The 16,908-nt window shown below is 44.5% G+C and carries 13 protein-coding genes; 5 read left to right on the forward strand and 8 right to left on the reverse strand.

Annotated elements, in window-relative coordinates; genetic code table 11:
- Positions 1 to 640, reverse strand: a 640-nt coding sequence (locus IXB50_RS16670; RefSeq protein WP_215610112.1) for a hypothetical protein, incomplete at its 3' end; no start/stop codon positions are given.
- Positions 641 to 828: 188 nt separating this feature from the next.
- On the opposite strand from IXB50_RS16670, the gene IXB50_RS16675 reads away from it, so the two are divergent.
- The 5 genes from IXB50_RS16675 (at position 829) to IXB50_RS16695 (ending at position 6,336) form a co-directional block, all read left to right on the forward strand.
- Positions 829 to 1,566: a hypothetical protein gene (locus IXB50_RS16675; RefSeq protein WP_215610113.1), complete on the forward strand. Its 738-nt coding sequence runs from the start codon at positions 829 to 831 to the stop codon at positions 1,564 to 1,566.
- A gap of 416 nt (positions 1,567 to 1,982) precedes the next feature.
- The gene (locus IXB50_RS16680; RefSeq protein WP_215610114.1) at positions 1,983 to 5,141 is read left to right on the forward strand and encodes an FtsK/SpoIIIE domain-containing protein; all 3,159 of its coding nucleotides are present in this window, start codon (positions 1,983 to 1,985) and stop codon (positions 5,139 to 5,141) included.
- An 11-nt stretch (positions 5,142 to 5,152) separates the two neighbouring features.
- A complete protein-coding gene (locus tag IXB50_RS16685; protein WP_215610115.1) occupies positions 5,153 to 5,428 on the forward strand; it encodes a WXG100 family type VII secretion target in 276 nt (91 codons plus the stop codon).
- A gap of 2 nt (positions 5,429 to 5,430) precedes the next feature.
- The gene (locus tag IXB50_RS16690; RefSeq protein ID WP_215610116.1) at positions 5,431 to 5,727 is read left to right on the forward strand and encodes a hypothetical protein; all 297 of its coding nucleotides are present in this window, start codon (positions 5,431 to 5,433) and stop codon (positions 5,725 to 5,727) included.
- 9 nt (positions 5,728 to 5,736) lie between these two features.
- Entirely contained in the window at positions 5,737 to 6,336 is a 600-nt protein-coding gene (locus IXB50_RS16695) for a hypothetical protein (protein ID WP_215610117.1), read from the forward strand.
- A 31-nt stretch (positions 6,337 to 6,367) separates the two neighbouring features.
- On the opposite strand, the gene dnaB is transcribed toward IXB50_RS16695, so the two are convergent.
- The 7 genes from dnaB to IXB50_RS16730 form a co-directional block, all read right to left on the reverse strand.
- Positions 6,368 to 10,474 carry a replicative DNA helicase gene (dnaB, locus tag IXB50_RS16700; RefSeq protein ID WP_215610118.1) on the reverse strand — a complete coding sequence of 1,369 codons (4,107 nt, stop codon included), beginning with the start codon at positions 10,472 to 10,474 and terminating at the stop codon, positions 6,368 to 6,370.
- A 539-nt stretch (positions 10,475 to 11,013) separates the two neighbouring features.
- Positions 11,014 to 11,466 (reverse strand): 50S ribosomal protein L9, encoded by a 453-nt coding sequence (gene rplI, locus IXB50_RS16705; RefSeq protein ID WP_215610119.1) that lies wholly within the window; start codon positions 11,464 to 11,466, stop codon positions 11,014 to 11,016.
- Between the two features lie 379 nt (positions 11,467 to 11,845).
- A complete protein-coding gene (gloB, locus tag IXB50_RS16710; protein WP_215610120.1) occupies positions 11,846 to 12,610 on the reverse strand; it encodes a hydroxyacylglutathione hydrolase in 765 nt (254 codons plus the stop codon).
- Between the two features lie 191 nt (positions 12,611 to 12,801).
- Positions 12,802 to 13,980, reverse strand: a complete 1,179-nt coding sequence (locus IXB50_RS16715) for a pyridoxal phosphate-dependent aminotransferase (RefSeq protein WP_215610121.1) — start codon at positions 13,978 to 13,980, stop codon at positions 12,802 to 12,804.
- A 293-nt stretch (positions 13,981 to 14,273) separates the two neighbouring features.
- Positions 14,274 to 14,618, reverse strand: coding sequence for a hypothetical protein (locus tag IXB50_RS16720; protein WP_215610122.1), 345 nt, complete (start codon positions 14,616 to 14,618; stop codon positions 14,274 to 14,276).
- A gap of 530 nt (positions 14,619 to 15,148) precedes the next feature.
- Complete coding sequence (locus tag IXB50_RS16725) at positions 15,149 to 15,616, reverse strand: nucleoside 2-deoxyribosyltransferase domain-containing protein (protein WP_215610123.1); 468 nt, start codon at positions 15,614 to 15,616, stop codon at positions 15,149 to 15,151.
- 86 nt (positions 15,617 to 15,702) lie between these two features.
- Positions 15,703 to 16,545 carry a zf-TFIIB domain-containing protein gene (locus IXB50_RS16730; RefSeq protein WP_215610124.1) on the reverse strand — a complete coding sequence of 281 codons (843 nt, stop codon included), beginning with the start codon at positions 16,543 to 16,545 and terminating at the stop codon, positions 15,703 to 15,705.
- Positions 16,546 to 16,908: the final 363 nt, after the last annotated feature.

Here is a 16,908-nt window from a genome sequence, read left to right on the forward strand (position 1 = left end):
GCTCTTGCCAGTCCTGACTCAGCTGCGTTAACAACGCATCGACTTGGGATTTGCTCAACTCTAATCCTGTAAAAAATTGCATCACCTCACATACACGGTCTAACGATAGACCCACCCAATAGTGCAAATAGGCCACTATCACGATGATCTCGATGCCATATTCACTCCAACTGTTGCGCACACCCGCAATGTTCGGGAGTTCCTGACTCTGCGCTCTAGCCAACAGACGATAGCAGATGTACCTTGCTTTCCCATCGATAATCCGCCAGACATATTGGCGACGACGTTCGACACATAACGAGGGGTCAACTCCGGTTTCATAGACATCTGTCTGCTTATCTACTTGCGTTTGCTTGCTTTGATGCGGGCGTCGTCCCGTCGATTGGTGCCCTCGTTTACTTTTGCCAGACCCCGTGTGCGTGTCCACACTGTAATCGTCCTTAAATATTGGGGGCTTCGACCCTTTCGCACTACCTTGCTGCTCTAAAATGGCCTTTAACCGTTCGTTCTCGCAGGTCAGTTCTTCAATTTGGTGCTGTTGTTCTTCAATTCGTTGCTGCTGTTTTTTGATCTGACGTTCTTGCTCATCCAGACGCATCCCCAGCTGTGTTAAAAGCACAGTGATGTTGTCGGATGTCATCTAACCAATCCTCAGCAGTAGTTACAGGCAATTTGTGAAAACCCTATCATGTATTGCTCTAAGGGCTAGTTTTCTTAAAATTTAGACACCTACGAAAAAAGGATAGAGAAGACTAATTTCTTTAGAGTTATTGTTGGTCTTTCAACCAGATCCTATTGTTTTATGTGTTGTTTACCGGATGATGAATAGTGGTTAAGATGCCTATTCATAAAACTGAAACTGCTAGCAGTAGTTTCTCTTCAAAGTCAGAGTTGTCACATGACTTGCCCTCATCCTATAAGGATCTGGCCCCGTACGAGACTCATACGAATCTACTTAGAGAAATCACTGCTAGCTTTCATCGTTTTCATCAAGCTCGTCAGTTTGTGGATCTCTGTCACAACAAAAGGGATTCGACAGAGTCTGATTTAACAAAAAAACGGCCTTATTTGAAAGCAGATCTTAAAGACTCTTTTAACTCTCAAGAGACTGTGATCCAGCCCGAACAGATAATCTTTGAAGAATCTGATTTCACTGAGGAAAAGTTATCAGCTTTAATAAAATCATATTCTCAGAAAATTAGTGAAACTGTTGGGTTATATCAAGACAAGAAAAACAATATAATTGCATCTAAAGAAACAGTAGCTGAGTTAGAACATGATGTTGAAAATAAAAAGATTGAGGTAGAAATCGCAATAGAAACAAAAAGGTCCTCGATTAAGAAATTAAATATCACGGCGTTTATCTTAATTTTTTATTGGTTTTTATGGGCTTTTGGGTTTGGAGTTGGTTCTTTATGGGGGATATTATTAGCTTATATTACTAATGTTTCAGTTGTCTGGGTTACCTCGGAATTTGATTCGGATTCATCAGGAGATTTATCTCTTCCCGCGCATAAAGGTTGGTTTATTTTTAGGCTCAATAGCTGTTTCAGGGAGGTGGACTAATGCAATGGCCTGTAAGCCTTACCCAAAGCATGTTTCAGAGGTTCTGCGCCTCCTAGGCCAAAACCCTTGTCACTCAAGGGTTTCAAGCGTTTTTTGATTCAGACCTCCCAGAAACCCATATAGAGCCTATTTTTATTGTTTACTGTTTGTTGTGGATTTTCGGATTCGGAGTAGGTCCTTTATGGGGAATATTATTAGCCTCGATTACTTATTTCATTATTTTGTTCATTATTTTTATTTCTCAGGATTTCCTACGTGGAATACAGCATTATACTGACATTAGATGGAACTTTAAAGCGCTCAACGGCAGCAAGAGTGAAATTTCTGGAGCGGAACATAATCTAGATGTAGCAGAACATAGGCTATTGGAAGCTGAACGTGAATTGTCGAGGATAGTAGATGAACAACAGAGTTTTGTGTCTCCTCTTGATATATCAGACGAAAAATCTAAAAATAATCAGCAGTGGCTTCAAAAAATTCAACATGTCAGAGATGAGTCAGTAAAAGCTAAAGTTTTATTGAGTCTTTTTGTTCAAAAAGCGGAAGAAAGATTAAGTCAGACGTATGTAGAATTTCTTGCTTCGTTAGAAAATACGCTAGAACAATTACCTAATTGTCAGTGTTTTTTAAATCGGAATCCAGGAGACTCTTTAGAATCCTCACGGCAAGTTATGGCACATTGGAATAATCCACTCTGGTGGCATTCTAGTGATGGTGGTTATATGCCCAGGTTAGAAGGAATAGCCCCACCGCTGTTGCAAGTGGGGATAGTCACCACATTGGCAACTTTTCGATATTCATATTCCAAATGCCCTGCGGTCAACCTCAGAAAATACGATGATCTGAAAAAGATTCAAGGTGATTTGACATCTGTAAGTGGAATTGATCTAGCACAGTTAGACTTATCCGTACTAGGACGATTACCGTTATTGCTGAATTGTTTGACCCTTCAATCTGAAAGCTTTGCGCAATATCGCGGTCATACGGTTATCTTTTCCAACAACGATTCCACCCGCAGAGCAGCAACAGAAGCCCTAGAATCATTGGCCCTCAGAGCCTTTGCTACTTTCCCAGTGCGTAAACTACAAGGCATCTTTATCGATCCCATCAGTATGGGAAACACCTTTCCCTTTAAGAGCCTGCCAGAAGAACTGCGAGGCAAGCGCACCTTTACCACCAGCAGCGACATCCAAGAAGAACTGCTCAAGCTCATCACCCACACTGAGCAGATGATCCAAAACTACCTCAGCCGTGATTATGCATCCATTGAAGATTATAATGCTGCCGCTGAAGCTATTCAGGAAGCCTATCGCTATCTCTTTGTTGCCGACTTTCCCAGCAAGTTTGATTCCAGGTCGCTAGAATACCTCAATAGTTTGTTAACCAATGGTGCCAGGGCTGGTGTCTATGCCATTATCCACATTGACGAAACCCTGGAAAAACCGCGCAACTTTAACTACGATCTGTTTAAAGATCATTGCAATGTCCTGAGACCCACAGGCGAATTTTACGAAGGTCAACCCCTATTCCGCTATGAAGCGTATAACGGCCTACGGTACGAAGTAACGCTGGATAAACCCCCAGCCAGTGATAAGTTCAACTGTCTTACATCGCTGATTTCTGATGCGTGCAGCAAAGTAAAAGTAGACACCGTACCCTTTACCAAGTTATATCCATCCGACTTTTGGCTAGAAGACAGCCGTAAAGAGCTGCGGGCACCGATTGGTTTAGCTGGAGCCAGAGACCGACTAGAATTTTGGCTAGGACAAAATAGCAGCGGGCAAGAAATTAGTCAGTCGCTGTTGTTTGGTAAACCAGGTGCGGGTAAAAGCTTTACTCTCCATAGCATTATCAACAGTTTAGCCATGCGCTATGCGCCCGATGAGCTGGAGCTATATTTGTTGGACTACAAAGAAGGTGTGGAGTTCCAAATCTATGTGGATCCAGACCGGGGTGAGACTGGCAGCTCCAACGATGAACTAAGCACGGAGCGAGCGTTGCCCCATGCGAAAGTTATTTCCATCGAAAGCGATCGTGAGTTTGGCCTCAGTGTGCTGAGAAAAATTAATGCCGAGTTTAAACGGCGAGCTGACCGTTGGAAGGCGGTTGCCAATGATATTACCAAGGTGGCTGAATTTCGCGATCGCACCCACGAAACCATGCCCCGCATTCTGGTAGTTATCGACGAATTTCAGGTGCTGTTTGAAGACAATGACGCGATCTCCATGGAGATCAACCAAATCTTCAACACCATCATCAAACAAGGACGTGCCTACGGTGTTCATCTCCTGCTAGCGTCTCAATCTCCTAATATCAAAAACATTAGCCGTAGCGTTTATGACCTGATTGATTTACGCATGGCCATGCAAATGAATCAAAATATAGCTGCAATGGCCCTAGCGGAAGGGAATCTAGATGCCATTGACCTATTGGATCGCCCCGGACGCATTATTTATAACACGGACTTTGGCCGCAAGGGCAGTAACCAGCTAGGACAGGTGGCTGATGTCAACCCCGATGAACGTAAACAAGCCTTGCGCGCAATTCAGCAAGTTGCCAGTGAGCAGAACTACCACCGTCCAGAATCTGACCCATTAGTTCTCTTCGATGGACGGCACCCTACTCGCTTGCGTAATAATAGTGTTCTGACCACATTAGCCAAAGCGCCCCACTGGTTGTCCTCTGCCGAAATCAAAACCCTAATTCAAGAACCCAGCTGGCGCACCAAGCAGTACCCTAGCGTTGCCTGGTTGGGGGAAGCCATGCGTATTGGCGACCATAGCCGTGCTATCTTCCGCCGTCAGCTAGGTAGTAATCTTTTGATAGTGGGCCAGGACGCCGAAGATAGTTACGGTATTCTGGCCGGAACCTTGACCAGTCTGGCCTGTTGCCATCAGCTTCATAAGGTAAAGTTTTATATCGCTGATATGGCTGATGAAGAAGATGCCAGTCTCTATTGGTCTAGCCTAACAACAGATTTTCGAAATACCTTTGAACCGTTCTTTGATATCCAGTTGGCCAAGGATTTTCCAGATAAAGAACGCCATATTTCCACTACTACCACCCTGCTCCAGAACGTATACACAGAGTTTGAACGCCGCACACAACTGCGCCAAGATGATCCAGATGTGTATGATTTCGGCCCCTCCGTATTTTTAGTCTGCGCCTTCGGTACCCTCGATTGCCTCAGTAGCTTGCGCCCCGTGCCTGGCAGACGTGGAGATCCTGAAATGTCAGACGATGCCCAAAAGCTATTGGATATCGCGGCCCAGGGAGCTGAACTGGGTATACATCTAGTTTTGTACATAGAAAACTTAAAAGTCTTGAATCAGCTCTTTGCCACCAAAGAAAGAGCTGCACTGAATCATTTTGGCTTGAGAGTCTGCTTAACCATGCCAGCAGATGATTCTCGTACTTTGCTTGGTGACAATGCTGCGGCTGGTTTACCCAAGCTACGGGCCTACTTCAAAAATGTTGCAGCCTCTAGCCAGCTTGACAAGCTTAAGCCTTATGCCATTCCAACCCAAGCAGAACTAAGCCAATACGGTCAGTTGTTACATCAAAAAAATCAATAAAGGAGAATAAAATGAGCAGTGATATTAATATCGATTTATCAGAGCTAGAACGGTTTATTGAGACCATGCGACAGTTTCAAACTAGAGTTGATGAACAGTTTAAAGTGTTGGAGCAAAAATGGAGTATTTGTGATGAGTCCTGGCAAGGGAAAGCAAAGGATGAATTTCAGCCAGACTTTGAATCAACGACCAGTGTGATCCGTTCAGCCCTGGACAATGGAGAAGATGCACTCAAATTTTTAGAACAATATCGAGATGTGGTAGTTGAATTTGAGGAAGGGAGATAAGAATGGTTAGCTCTTCTGGTCAAACAACATTTAATAGCGATCATGCTCAGGATCTTCTTAACCAATTAGAATCTCTGTATTCAGATATTAAAGTACTCCTATCGACCATGAATAATCACTGGTCGCATCTCAGCGATCAGTGGCACGATAGCCTACACAATGATTTTGCAGAATTCTACAGTGCATTGGCAGGTGCCTATCAAAAAAGTCAGGTAGATCACGAAGAGCAAATCGCAAAATTGCGTGAGCAAATCCGTATAGCCCAAGAAAGACAACAAAAATTAAGTGCCCTGAAGTGATAGAAAATTATGGGTTTTCGTACATCATTTAATCATGCCGATGCGCAAGATTTTTGCTCACAGATTGGCCTACTTGCTGAGGATTTAGAGCGTGAACTCAATCACCTGGAAAACGCTTGGCAAGATCTAGAATCTACCTGGTGCGATCCACAATGTGCTGAGTTTGCTCCAGAAATTGAAAACTTAATTGCCGACTATAAAACTAGTCTCAATGATTTGAGTGAATCTCATTATGTGGTTCTCGGTACGAAGCTTTTTGCAAAAGAAAAATCAGGAGCCTTAGGTACTTTTTTGAAACAAGCCTTAGCAGCAATGGAAATATTACCTGTTGTTACTGGGGTTGGATCAGCTATCCTGGCAAACCAGTACACGACATCTTTAACAGACATGAGATCGCAACCAGAAACTGAACAAATTAAAAAAGAGCCTAAGACCTGCGATCAGTTAGACAATAGCCATGAACTAGTCGAAAAAGCTAATGAGAACCATAAAGAGTTAGGTGATTGGGCCGATCAAAAACGTAAGAAATCTGAAGACGATGCTGATAACGATGCTTTTGAAGCTTCAAAAACGGATGATACCATTGGTGGAGTCCCACCATCTGAATGACGGATCCAAAGGCGAAATAGCCTCTAAAACTCTATGCATTTGGTTTTGCCAGGTTTCTAAACAGTGTGTATTGGGGCTCAAACAACAACTTAACAGTGCCCGTAGGACCATTACGGTGCTTGGCAATAATCACCTCTGCGAGACCTCTATCGGGAGTATCAGGATCGTAATATTCTTCGCGGTATAGCATCATAATTAAATCCGCATCCTGCTCGATCGATCCAGAATTATGGGAAACAATACCATCAGCTAGCCAAGAGGCTGGTCCAGGAACGGTTAAATCATAAACAGGTTCTTCTCCAGTGGGTTCAATCGAGACAATTTCATCCCAAAAAATATGAGAATTTGCAATTTTTCGCAGCTCTTCACTGTCCAGAATCTCAGCGTAACTTTGGAGCATTTCTCGGCTAGGTGCAAACTTAAAATGAGATGAACCACCATAGGATGTACCCCTTAGGGCAGCCATTTGCCGCTGAGAAATACCTTGCTCTTTCATTTTTTGCTTCACCAAATCAAAGACCTGAATCGGGAGAGTGTCCCGATTTGGATTAGCTTTGCCTCGACGCAATAGTTCAGCTTTTGCTGCTATTGCCGGTTTTACCCGAGGTCCAAACGCACCCACTTGATCCAAGAACTTTAGCTGATGATTTTTTCCATAGATGTGGACTTCGTAACAATTAGATTTGGTCCATCGCATCTTAGATGCAATATGTAAACGCAGTAACAGTGCCATAACATCACGGGCTAACTGCTCACTGACGGTCGAGAAAAAGATACTGGCCTTATACTTTTTGCCATTGGGATGGTGGTAATTGCTAATGCAACCATCGGTTGCCCAAAGATGTTTTAGTAAGAGGGCGATTTGATGGTCCGGTAACTGAAAAATTTCGGCAGGAATATGCTTGTCAGCGGATCGTTGATTAAAAATGCCGAGTTCTTTAAGCCAGCGTCCCACACCTGCTGGATGCCAACGATTACCATTACCCGAAATAACTAGTTGATGCCAATTACCTTTTCCAGGATGCCGGTTTACGGTGCAACCAAATTCTTCAGCGGTAGCTTTAACGATGGCACTATTCTCTTCTGATGCTGTTGTATATCGTAGGGGTTGATGGGTGAGATAGCTGCCATCTCCTATAAGATGTCCTAGCAATATGATTCTGGATTCAGGCCATGGTTCTGCGATGGTGGGAGTCATGCGAGGCATATGGTTAGCCACTGCAAGACGTTCACCTACTTTGATGTCTTGTAAACGTTGCCATCCATCAAAGGTATAAAGACGATGCTTATTGGTTGCTTTGAGTTTTCGTCCGCTAGCGGTAGTGATTTCATAAACTGATTTTGTGCCTACTTGCCATACTAAATCAGTTTTTGTCTCAACCAACTTACCTTGAGCATCCATCGCAATAACGTCAGGGGTTTGCCCAACCAGATCTGCTATGGGTAAACGTCTACCGTCTGCTAACCAGACGAGGGTATCTCCAGTTACACATTCTCTCAAGTCGCTCATCATCGGACGCTTGTTAGTTCTTGATTCTACGCCTCGGCTGAGCTGAGAGAGAGAAATAATTGGCACGTTTAATTCTCTGGCGAGACCTTTCAAAGAACGGGTGATTTTGGAAAGTTCTTGTACGCGGTTATCGCTGCTGCCTTCCATCAGCTGCAGGTAGTCGATCAGGATGAGCCCAAGTGCACCGCCATTTTCTGCTTTCAGACGACGACATTTAGAGCGCATCTCAGTCACTGAAATGTTGGGAGTATCATCGATAAAAATGGGAATTTGTGAAAGAGAACTAATAGCATGGCCCAGGGGTTCCCACTCATGCTGGCCAATCCGCCCTGTACGGAGTCGGCCACTCTCAATCCTCGCTTCTGCCGACAGCAGGCGATAGACTAACTGCTGTTTGGACATCTCTAAACTGAAAATAGCGATCGGTTGCTTGTGACCACCAGCGATATTTCTCGCGACATTTAGAACAAAGCTAGTATTGTGAACGCAAATATCATTGGCAACAAAATTGTGGGTTTCAGGGATAGTCAGATCGTACACCTGTTGATTACCCATGGGTTCAATAGCCACAATTTCATCCCAGTAAATATCGCTGGTGGCTAACTGTTGGAGAGGTTCATGTTCTAATGCCGTTGCCAGGGCAGCTAATCGGGGTCGGCTCAAAGCTCGTTTCCCCACGTGGATATTGCTGACATTTGGAAAACCTGCACGAGTAGCCAGACTTTTCCAACTTTCCTCTCCTTTTGCAGCTTTAAGTTCTGTCCAGACAGGTTTGGGAATCAGATCTCTGTTACTGTGATATTTCCGAGTAGAGATAGCTTCTGCTACTTTGCTAACAGCACTTTCTTTACCGAAGATACCGATTTCAGTGATAAAGGTGTGGATTGCGATCGCATCTGTAATATCCAACTGCCAAGCAGGCCGCCTGGTGTCTTTGTATTTCACCTGGCGATGTTTTAATACCGCAACAATACCAAACCGTAACAGCAAATGCTGTACCTGCCGTGCCAACCTTTCACTAACTGTGGCGTAACCAAGTTGTGCTTGGCCACTACTCAAGACGGATGCCCAACCATCGGTAGAAAAGAGACGATTCAGAAATAAAGCCACTTGCCGTTTCGGCATTGTAAACACGACATCAGGAACGTGCTTATCGTGGGCAGTGAGTCCCCATAAACCAAGTTCGTCTAGCCAAGCCGCCACAGGATTTTTCCCTGTCCAACGTAAGGCTTCGTAACCCTTAGGTGCTAGCTGATTAGATGATGATACGTTAAGTGTTTGGCAGAGCTTCTGGAAAGCTTCTCGGTCAGGAGCACAGATACCTAGCTGCCATTGAGTGATCAGTGAAGGACTGACATTAACTAATTTTGCTAATTTCCGACCTGTAATGTCTTCTGTTTGCATTAATGTCCGCAATATTTGCCCAAACTGTTGACGAACCTGGCTGACCTCATGGCTATTAGCGGCAATTACTAGGGAAGGCGCACGAGTATTTTGGGCGGTATCAACACGAACTTTGATCGTAGGAAACTGCATAGCAGCTTCTTTAAAGTCAGTTTGAATCAGCGGATTTACGTTCGTAAAGCTGGGTGAAGTCCCGGTTAAGCAGCCATCCCCAATGAGATAGGCTAAAAGCCTAATCTTGTGGTCAGGTAAAGATTGTTGGCCAAAAACCTCTAACTTTCTAGGGACAGCAATTTTGGCACCAACGCTTAAGCTGCTTAACGGTAACCATCCATCCATGGTCAGATAAGGATGAGTGTAAGTGGTTTTAAGGGTTCTGCCGAGGCGTGTCGTTACTTGAAAAACAGGTTTAATGCCATCATCAACAAAAACACTGGGCTGTGTCGCTTCAAATCGCCACTGGTTACTCAGTGTCAATAACTGAGCTTGACGCTGTTGATAAATCTCTTCAATAGTTTTGAGAGAGCCATCGGTGAGTAGGATCTCAGCATCTGCACTCAAACATTTCCCCATGGCCGGACGTCCAGCGGCGATTATTAGGTCAGAACGCTGAAAGCCCTGGGTCATGGCGTCTAAATCGTAGAACCCACAGGATAGACCGGGCAAAACCATGCCCATGGAGCGTTGTTCGATGTCGTCAAAGGTTTCGGTGAGGATGTCGGATGTCGCTGTGAGTCCTTGCTGTGGTCGATCTTGGGTGATGCCAAAGATTTTTTGCTCGGACTGATCTAGCACCGTTTCGATGGGACTTTCTGTTTCATAGCCTAGTTGGGCGATTTCACCACCGATTTGGATCAGTTTACGACGAGTGTATTTGTCCATGACCAGTTTGGCGTACTGGTCGATGTTGGCAGCGCTGATGGTGCGGTCAAAGAGCTGGGCGAGGCGAGATTGACCACCGGCTTTGTCTAGTAAATTATGATCTTTGAGCCAGGAGGCGACGGTCATTAGGTCTGTTGGTTTTCCTTTGGCCTGTAGCTCTATGGCAGCACGGTATATTTCACGATGACCACCAATGTAAAACGCATCGGGGACCAAAATTTCGGTGACGCGACCAATGGCTTCTGGGTCGAGTAAAATGCCACCCAAGATCGCTTCCTCGGCATCAATATTCTGAGGAGGTAGGCGATCAAAATCTGCTTGAAACTTACGTTCTTGAGCCATGACAACCTTCAGAGGAAACGGTGGGTGTAGCTAAATAAGTTAACTGCATTAGAAAGGGCGTGTTTGTAGCGAAGTCAGGGGTTAGGAATATCAGCAAACCCTGTTACGTCCCTAAAGCTAGTATCGTAGATACCCATATATAGCGTCAAGAAAATTTTAGGTACGCTATTGGTAGAGCATATTAGCGGTATGAACTCACATGTTTGGACAATGCTAGTTTAGTTCATTTGTATTATATCAACTGTGATGGCATGCTGTCTTAGTGGTTCAGATATGCAAAGGTGATTCCGTAAGCATCTTAAGGGATAAGGATTTTATAAGATCCAAAAATTATGTCTGAAGAGGTTTCCATGGCAACCTGTACATCAAAAGATAGAACCTAATTGAGCCCTTATTCCTAAGCACTCTGACAGAATGATTGGCTGTACCAGTGACCAGCTGATGAGAAGACCCTTGATCATCATTGATCAAGGGTCTTGATGGTCTATTACGTTGATCGTTAGTCCTCGACCGTAGAGAGTTCGGTGTTTTTGGCCTAACTACGCAACCCGAAGCTTTAATTCGGCAGTGACTTCACTATGAAGCTTAATGAGTACTGTGTATTCACCCAGCTTGTTGATCGGTGGAACTTCGATGTCGCGCTTATCAATGTCTTTGCTGGTATTGGTCTTGATGAGTTCGGCGACCTCATCAGCGGTGACGGTACCGAAGATAGCGTCGTTTTCACCGACTTCTTTCTTGATAGTAAAGAGACCGATGGTTGCGATCGCAGTTTGCATAGCGAGAGCATCCTGCTTGATCTGCTCTAGACGCTGGCGCTCTTCTTCACGACGGCGCTCTACCTGCTTGAGTACGCCAGGAGTGGCACGATAGCCCAAACCCCGAGGCATCAAATAATTGCGTGCATAGCCAGGTGCTACTTCGACGAGGTCGCCTTCTTTACCTAGCTTGCTAATGTCTTGACTTAGAACTAACTGAACCCGTTTTGCCATAATGATTCTGCTCGGGCCCAGATAAACTTCGCGTACACATTTGGAAGCGGCATCCACCTCTTGAGTGGATTAGGTTGTCAAACGTGTAAACGGTTTATTTGACCCAGTCTCCTTCTTTGACCCGTAATAAAACTAGTGCAGTCTAACATTCTATAGACTCAAGTCCGTCTGAGGCAAATTTAAATCGATGGCGGAGGTTAATGATTGCCTGGATGAATCAGTCGGTGGTCTGATGTCGGTACACATGTGTTTACTAGCGACCCGATAATCAAGGCCTTAGTCAGTACTTAGTAAGGTGTATTGATCATAAATCTGATGAATCCTATTGTTAATTTGTTTGATGCTCATTACGTAGTGCGTTTTGGGGATGCCAGGATGGCTAAAACATATCTTTCATGCCACGAATACGTCCAAACACACGGGCAGGCTCTTGCATTTTTGCCGCTGATTGTAAGGCTGGTTGATCCCATCGCAGAAAGGGGTTAGTTTTTTTCTCGACGCCCAGTAGTGAGGGGACGGTTGCCTGCTGACGTTGTCGTGCTAGTTGCACCTGCTGATATCGATTCTGCAGCTCAGGGTTTTGCCCATCTACGGTCACTGCGAATTTCAAATTATTCAAGGTGTATTCGTGGGCGCACCATACCCTGGTATTGTCGGGTAGCTGCCGCAGTTTGCTGAGGGACTCAACCATTTGTGCCGGTGTGCCTTCAAAGAGTCGTCCGCAGCCGCCTGCAAAGAGGGTATCGCCGCAGAATAGTTCTCCTGGTTCCTGGTCGATGGGGGCAAAGTAGTAGGCGATGTGCCCTCGGGTGTGGCCAGGTACAAAGAAGATTTGGGCGGTGCGTCCACCAAAGAGAATAACATCACCATCATTCAGAAAGACTTTTTGGCCAGGGATGCGATCGCGATCTGCCTCACTGGCATACACAGTTGCGTTAGGAAATATTTTGAGTAACTGTTGGTTGCCACCGACATGGTCCCCATGGTGATGGGTGTTAAAAATAACGGTGAGTTTAGCACCCAGTTCTTCTAACTTTTTGAGGACGGGCTGAGCCTCTGTGGGATCAACGACCGCCGCTCTAGGTCCATCTTGCAGCAAGAAAATATAGTTATCTGACCAGGCATTGAGGCGATGTATCTGCATAGTTGGGGGTGGAACGTTGGCTAATACTAGTATGAAGGAAAGCTTGCCCCTTGGCTGGGTCTGTATTTCGTATGAGGTTATTGACGGGACGTTGTAGGGTGTTGTTAGCGAAGCGTAACGCACCATCTACATGGATTTGAGCTTTGTTCTCTGATCGATTTCCGCAGAAGATGCAGGATGTAAAATTCAAGTCAGACCGTTAATTCTTTAATACCTTGTACCAGCCTATCAATACCTAACGATGCATTTTCTAGAGTGAGGCTACCATAGGAGATTCTCAGATAACAACCATCATTCATCCCGAACGCTTGGCCTGGAATAACAGCGACTTTATACGTGTCTATTAGCCGTTTAACCAAATCTAAGTCTGATAAGTCCGAAGTCACTTTGAGAAAACAATAAAATGCTCCGTCAGGAACCACTACCGTACATGTCGCCGGTAAATCTTGCAGTTTTTGCAGAATACTCTCTCTGACCTTGGCAATGGCGGATACATGCTCAGAAAGATAATTGTCATCAGCGCTTAATGCGCCTAGAGCTGCATATTGAGAAATGACTGGAGGACAGATTAGATTCGTATCTTGTATTTTTAAAATTGGTGGTAATAACTTTTTGGGGATAACCATATACCCAATTCGCCAACTGGCAAATCCATAGGTTTTAGAAAGGCTGAAGAGAGAAATGGTGTGTGGCGTACTGTGGGGAAAAGAGGCGGGTGAGGTATGTTTTACTTGGTTGTAGGTAAAATATTCATAGGCTTCATCACTAATATGATAAATGCCTGTCTCCTGACAGATTTTATTGATTTCTCTCAGGGTAGAAGCATCATAAACGACTCCAGTAGGGTTATTGGGAGAAATTGTCACTATAGCCTTCGTTTTAGGTGTAATTGCTTTTCGTAATTCATCTATTTGCGGATGATAGTTATCATCAGTCTGGACGGGGACAGGATGACAGTTAATCATCCCAATTGCCATCTCATGGTTAAAGTAATAAGGCGTATTTAATATAATTTCATCGCCAGCGTGAGTAATGGCTAATATGGCATTTAAGAATCCCATATTGCTGCCAGCAGCAACGACTATACAATTATCATCTCCAATATTAATTTGGTTATCTTGACGTAATTTTTTTTGGATGCCGCTTAAGAGCTTAGGAATGCCAATGGTTGCTTGATATTTGTGTTCCTGGGGATGAGCTAAAAAATCTTGAATGGCTGCGATTGCAGTATTGGGTGGACTATAGGACACAACACCTTGATCTAACGGGATAGTGCCAGGATTGTTTTTGATCAGTTCTTTAATTAATGGAATGATAGGAGTCTGTATACTTTGCATGCGAGAGTATACGGTACTAGTATTGGCAACCATTCTAAGAATATGAGTACGCTTAAGATAACTGTGCTACTTATATATTATTGGTTGACAAAATGCTGGAGTTGTTAATAAATATGCATGACAGATCCTGTGCAACGCATGGATTGTTGTTCACCTAATGTTTCAGGCAATTGAAGCAACATAATGGTTTATCTCTAGGCACCGAGACCCTGGGTGATTACCTGGCAGTGATGGTGGAGTCCAGAGAGCCAGGAGGAATGATGGGTAATGGCAACTTTCTCACTCCAGTAGGTCAAAGCTTGCTGTCATAAACAGTCTGTTCAAGTTTAATTGATGGCTTGCCACGCTTTTAATAGTTTCACCATCTGATCGTCTAAAACATCTTGTAGCTCACTGCCTCGGATTCCATATTTTTCGTATCGAGCCCAATATCCGTCATTAGATTGGGCAGCTAACTCGATTGCGAACGAATTTGGTTCTTCTTGAGAATTGCTGTGACCTAACTGTAAGGAGTTGTAGTTATATAAGCTGAAAAATAAGCGGTCGGTTTTCTTTTGCCAGATGCGATCGCAATAATTCAATACTGCCGCACTCGGCGGTAGTTCTTGCCAGCCCTTGTGTTGTAACCAGCTGGCTAATTCTGAAAGGCTAGGTGTGTCTGCTACATTCACTTGCATCTGAATCGAACTGTAAGTACTTAAGGAATTTTGAAATAGCGATGCCTGACGTACGTAGTTTAAGCCATAGTCAGGAAAAATACTCTTTCTTTTACAAAAAAAACAGCTAAGTGGCGGATGCCACTAGTTGAAAATACGTATCTATTTTTAGTAAAAAATATCACTTAATCTCTAAGTGAATACATAGAGTAGAGATCCATCTTAGGGGTGTTTGTTAGCAAGAGTCGAATTTTTCTAAAAATCCTCGAAACTCTGCTCTAAAGTTAAAATATCGGTCCTAATGCATAGGTTTACTGACGGTGCTTAACAGTAATTTAGTGGTCTTAGGCGTACGCCTCACTATCTAAGTAGGTAGTCTTGATAACGGAGGGTGTGACCGATTCCCTCTTGATGTCTGCAATATGCGTGATTTAAAGTTTTTGTAGAGATTTGCGACAATATCACCTAATAAGGCTGAATTGTGGAATTTAGGGGGGCTTGGGATAATAAGGATGAAGACGTTAGCCGCCTGGGAGTGATGGCTTCTATGGAAAGCGCTGTTGAATCGATGCGATCAGGTCATTTAAGCTGCTGACGATGGGAATAGTGTAGCGATCGCAAACTACCTCCACATTGCCTTTACGCCAAAAGCCATCAGGGCAGCAAACGACGAGCCTACCGCTGCTCGCAAATAGTCCCAGCTCCAGTAATGTAATTGGCGATTGGGTGGACGGTGAAAAATACATTGCAATCATAGCCGCGTTTTCTTGCGCTTCTAGTTCCCATTCCACTTGACCGCGAAACTGTAGATTTGTAATGGTTTGTTGCCAGCAAGGATCCCACGCATCGCGACGGGGATTGAGCAGGGTTAGATCTTTTGGTTGGAGGGATTGTGCTACATAATCTTGCCAGTTTTCTGCTGTTCCCATTTCAATGGAGCCTGCGAGAAAGACTGTACGTTGATAATCGCTCACCAGACTGAGTGGTTGGGGTGGTTTAATTACATGAACCATATGATGGCTGATCGGACATGCTAGTAAAGACGACGAAGTTCAATTGCATAATCGCCAGTTGATAGCTCATTGTTTACCCTATCCAGTTACGAAAAGAGACCAGCGATCACATCAGCGAGTACTTCTGTCATGCCAGCGGCAATCTCTCCTGTGACCTCAAGGATAACGGTTGCAAGTTCTGGTAAATCCCCCATGGATGTCAATGCTGTACTAGTCACTTCCCCAAGAGATTCCACTATACCCCCAGCCATTTCAGGTGTATCAGCTACAGCTTGGGCACTTCCTTTGATGACGTGACTAGCGGTCTGTGCCATGGCCTGGACTAAATCCGATTCACCCCCCTGAGTGAGAATATCCAGACTACCGTCAACAATAATCTGGCCCACAGTGTCACTGACTAGATTAACGCCAGTGTAATGAGTGCCTTGCGAAATTTGGGCTATCTCAGCCTTAGGCAAGGTGGAGGCAGGCTGTTTCTTAGAAGAGTTTTTGATTTCTGGGAGTGATTGCTTCCAGAGTGAGGTTAACTCTGTTTGATCAAACCAGACGCCTTGGCAACTGTGACAAATATCTAAGGTCAGATCCTTGTGATGTTTGCGTTGTAATGCCTTTGTGCACACTGGACAATGAATTTGGTTGTGCCATCCACAGGTGTCACAATGTTCCAGGTTGCGATCCATTAAGGTATTGCAATCATGGCAATGCATCATCCATCTTCGAGGTTTCTGGCTAATGTGCTGACGAACTTTGGGCGATTGAATTTTCTGGGATTTTTGGACTTCACCTTCATCGAACCAAACACCACCGCAACGGTTACAGCAATCGAGGGTGAGAAATACCTCTTGATGTTGGCGGGTGATTTTGAGCTTTTGCATCGGTAGTCCCGTACAAACGGGACAGTTATACCGAGGTTCGGGCGTGCTAGGCATCGAGCAGATCTCGTGAGGTGTGTTTATTGGGGAGCTGCTTGATGTCGGGGAAAGCATAGACTAACAGTCCCGAGTCGGTCATTTCGATTTCAGCCAATTCTTGTTGGCATAAAGCAATGAAGACTTCATGGGCTACAGCAGAGTCGATGCCTAATTCGGATATGACTTCGATTTCAGTGAGTTTGCCTTGATTGGCTTTGGCTAGTTTGATAATTTCGGCAAAAATTGCTAGGAAACGCCCATGCCTATCCTAACTAAATGGCTATTGCGGGTTTTCCGTGACTGAGCTGATAACTGGATTGGCGTGCCATTGAGCAGTGATGCAATTGCTTGGAACCGCTGAGAATGGTAAAAATAGCACCC

Origin of the sequence: Leptothoe spongobia TAU-MAC 1115 (assembly GCF_018739885.1) — a bacterium.
Classification (GTDB): Bacteria; Cyanobacteriota; Cyanobacteriia; order Phormidesmidales; family Phormidesmidaceae; genus Leptothoe; species Leptothoe spongobia.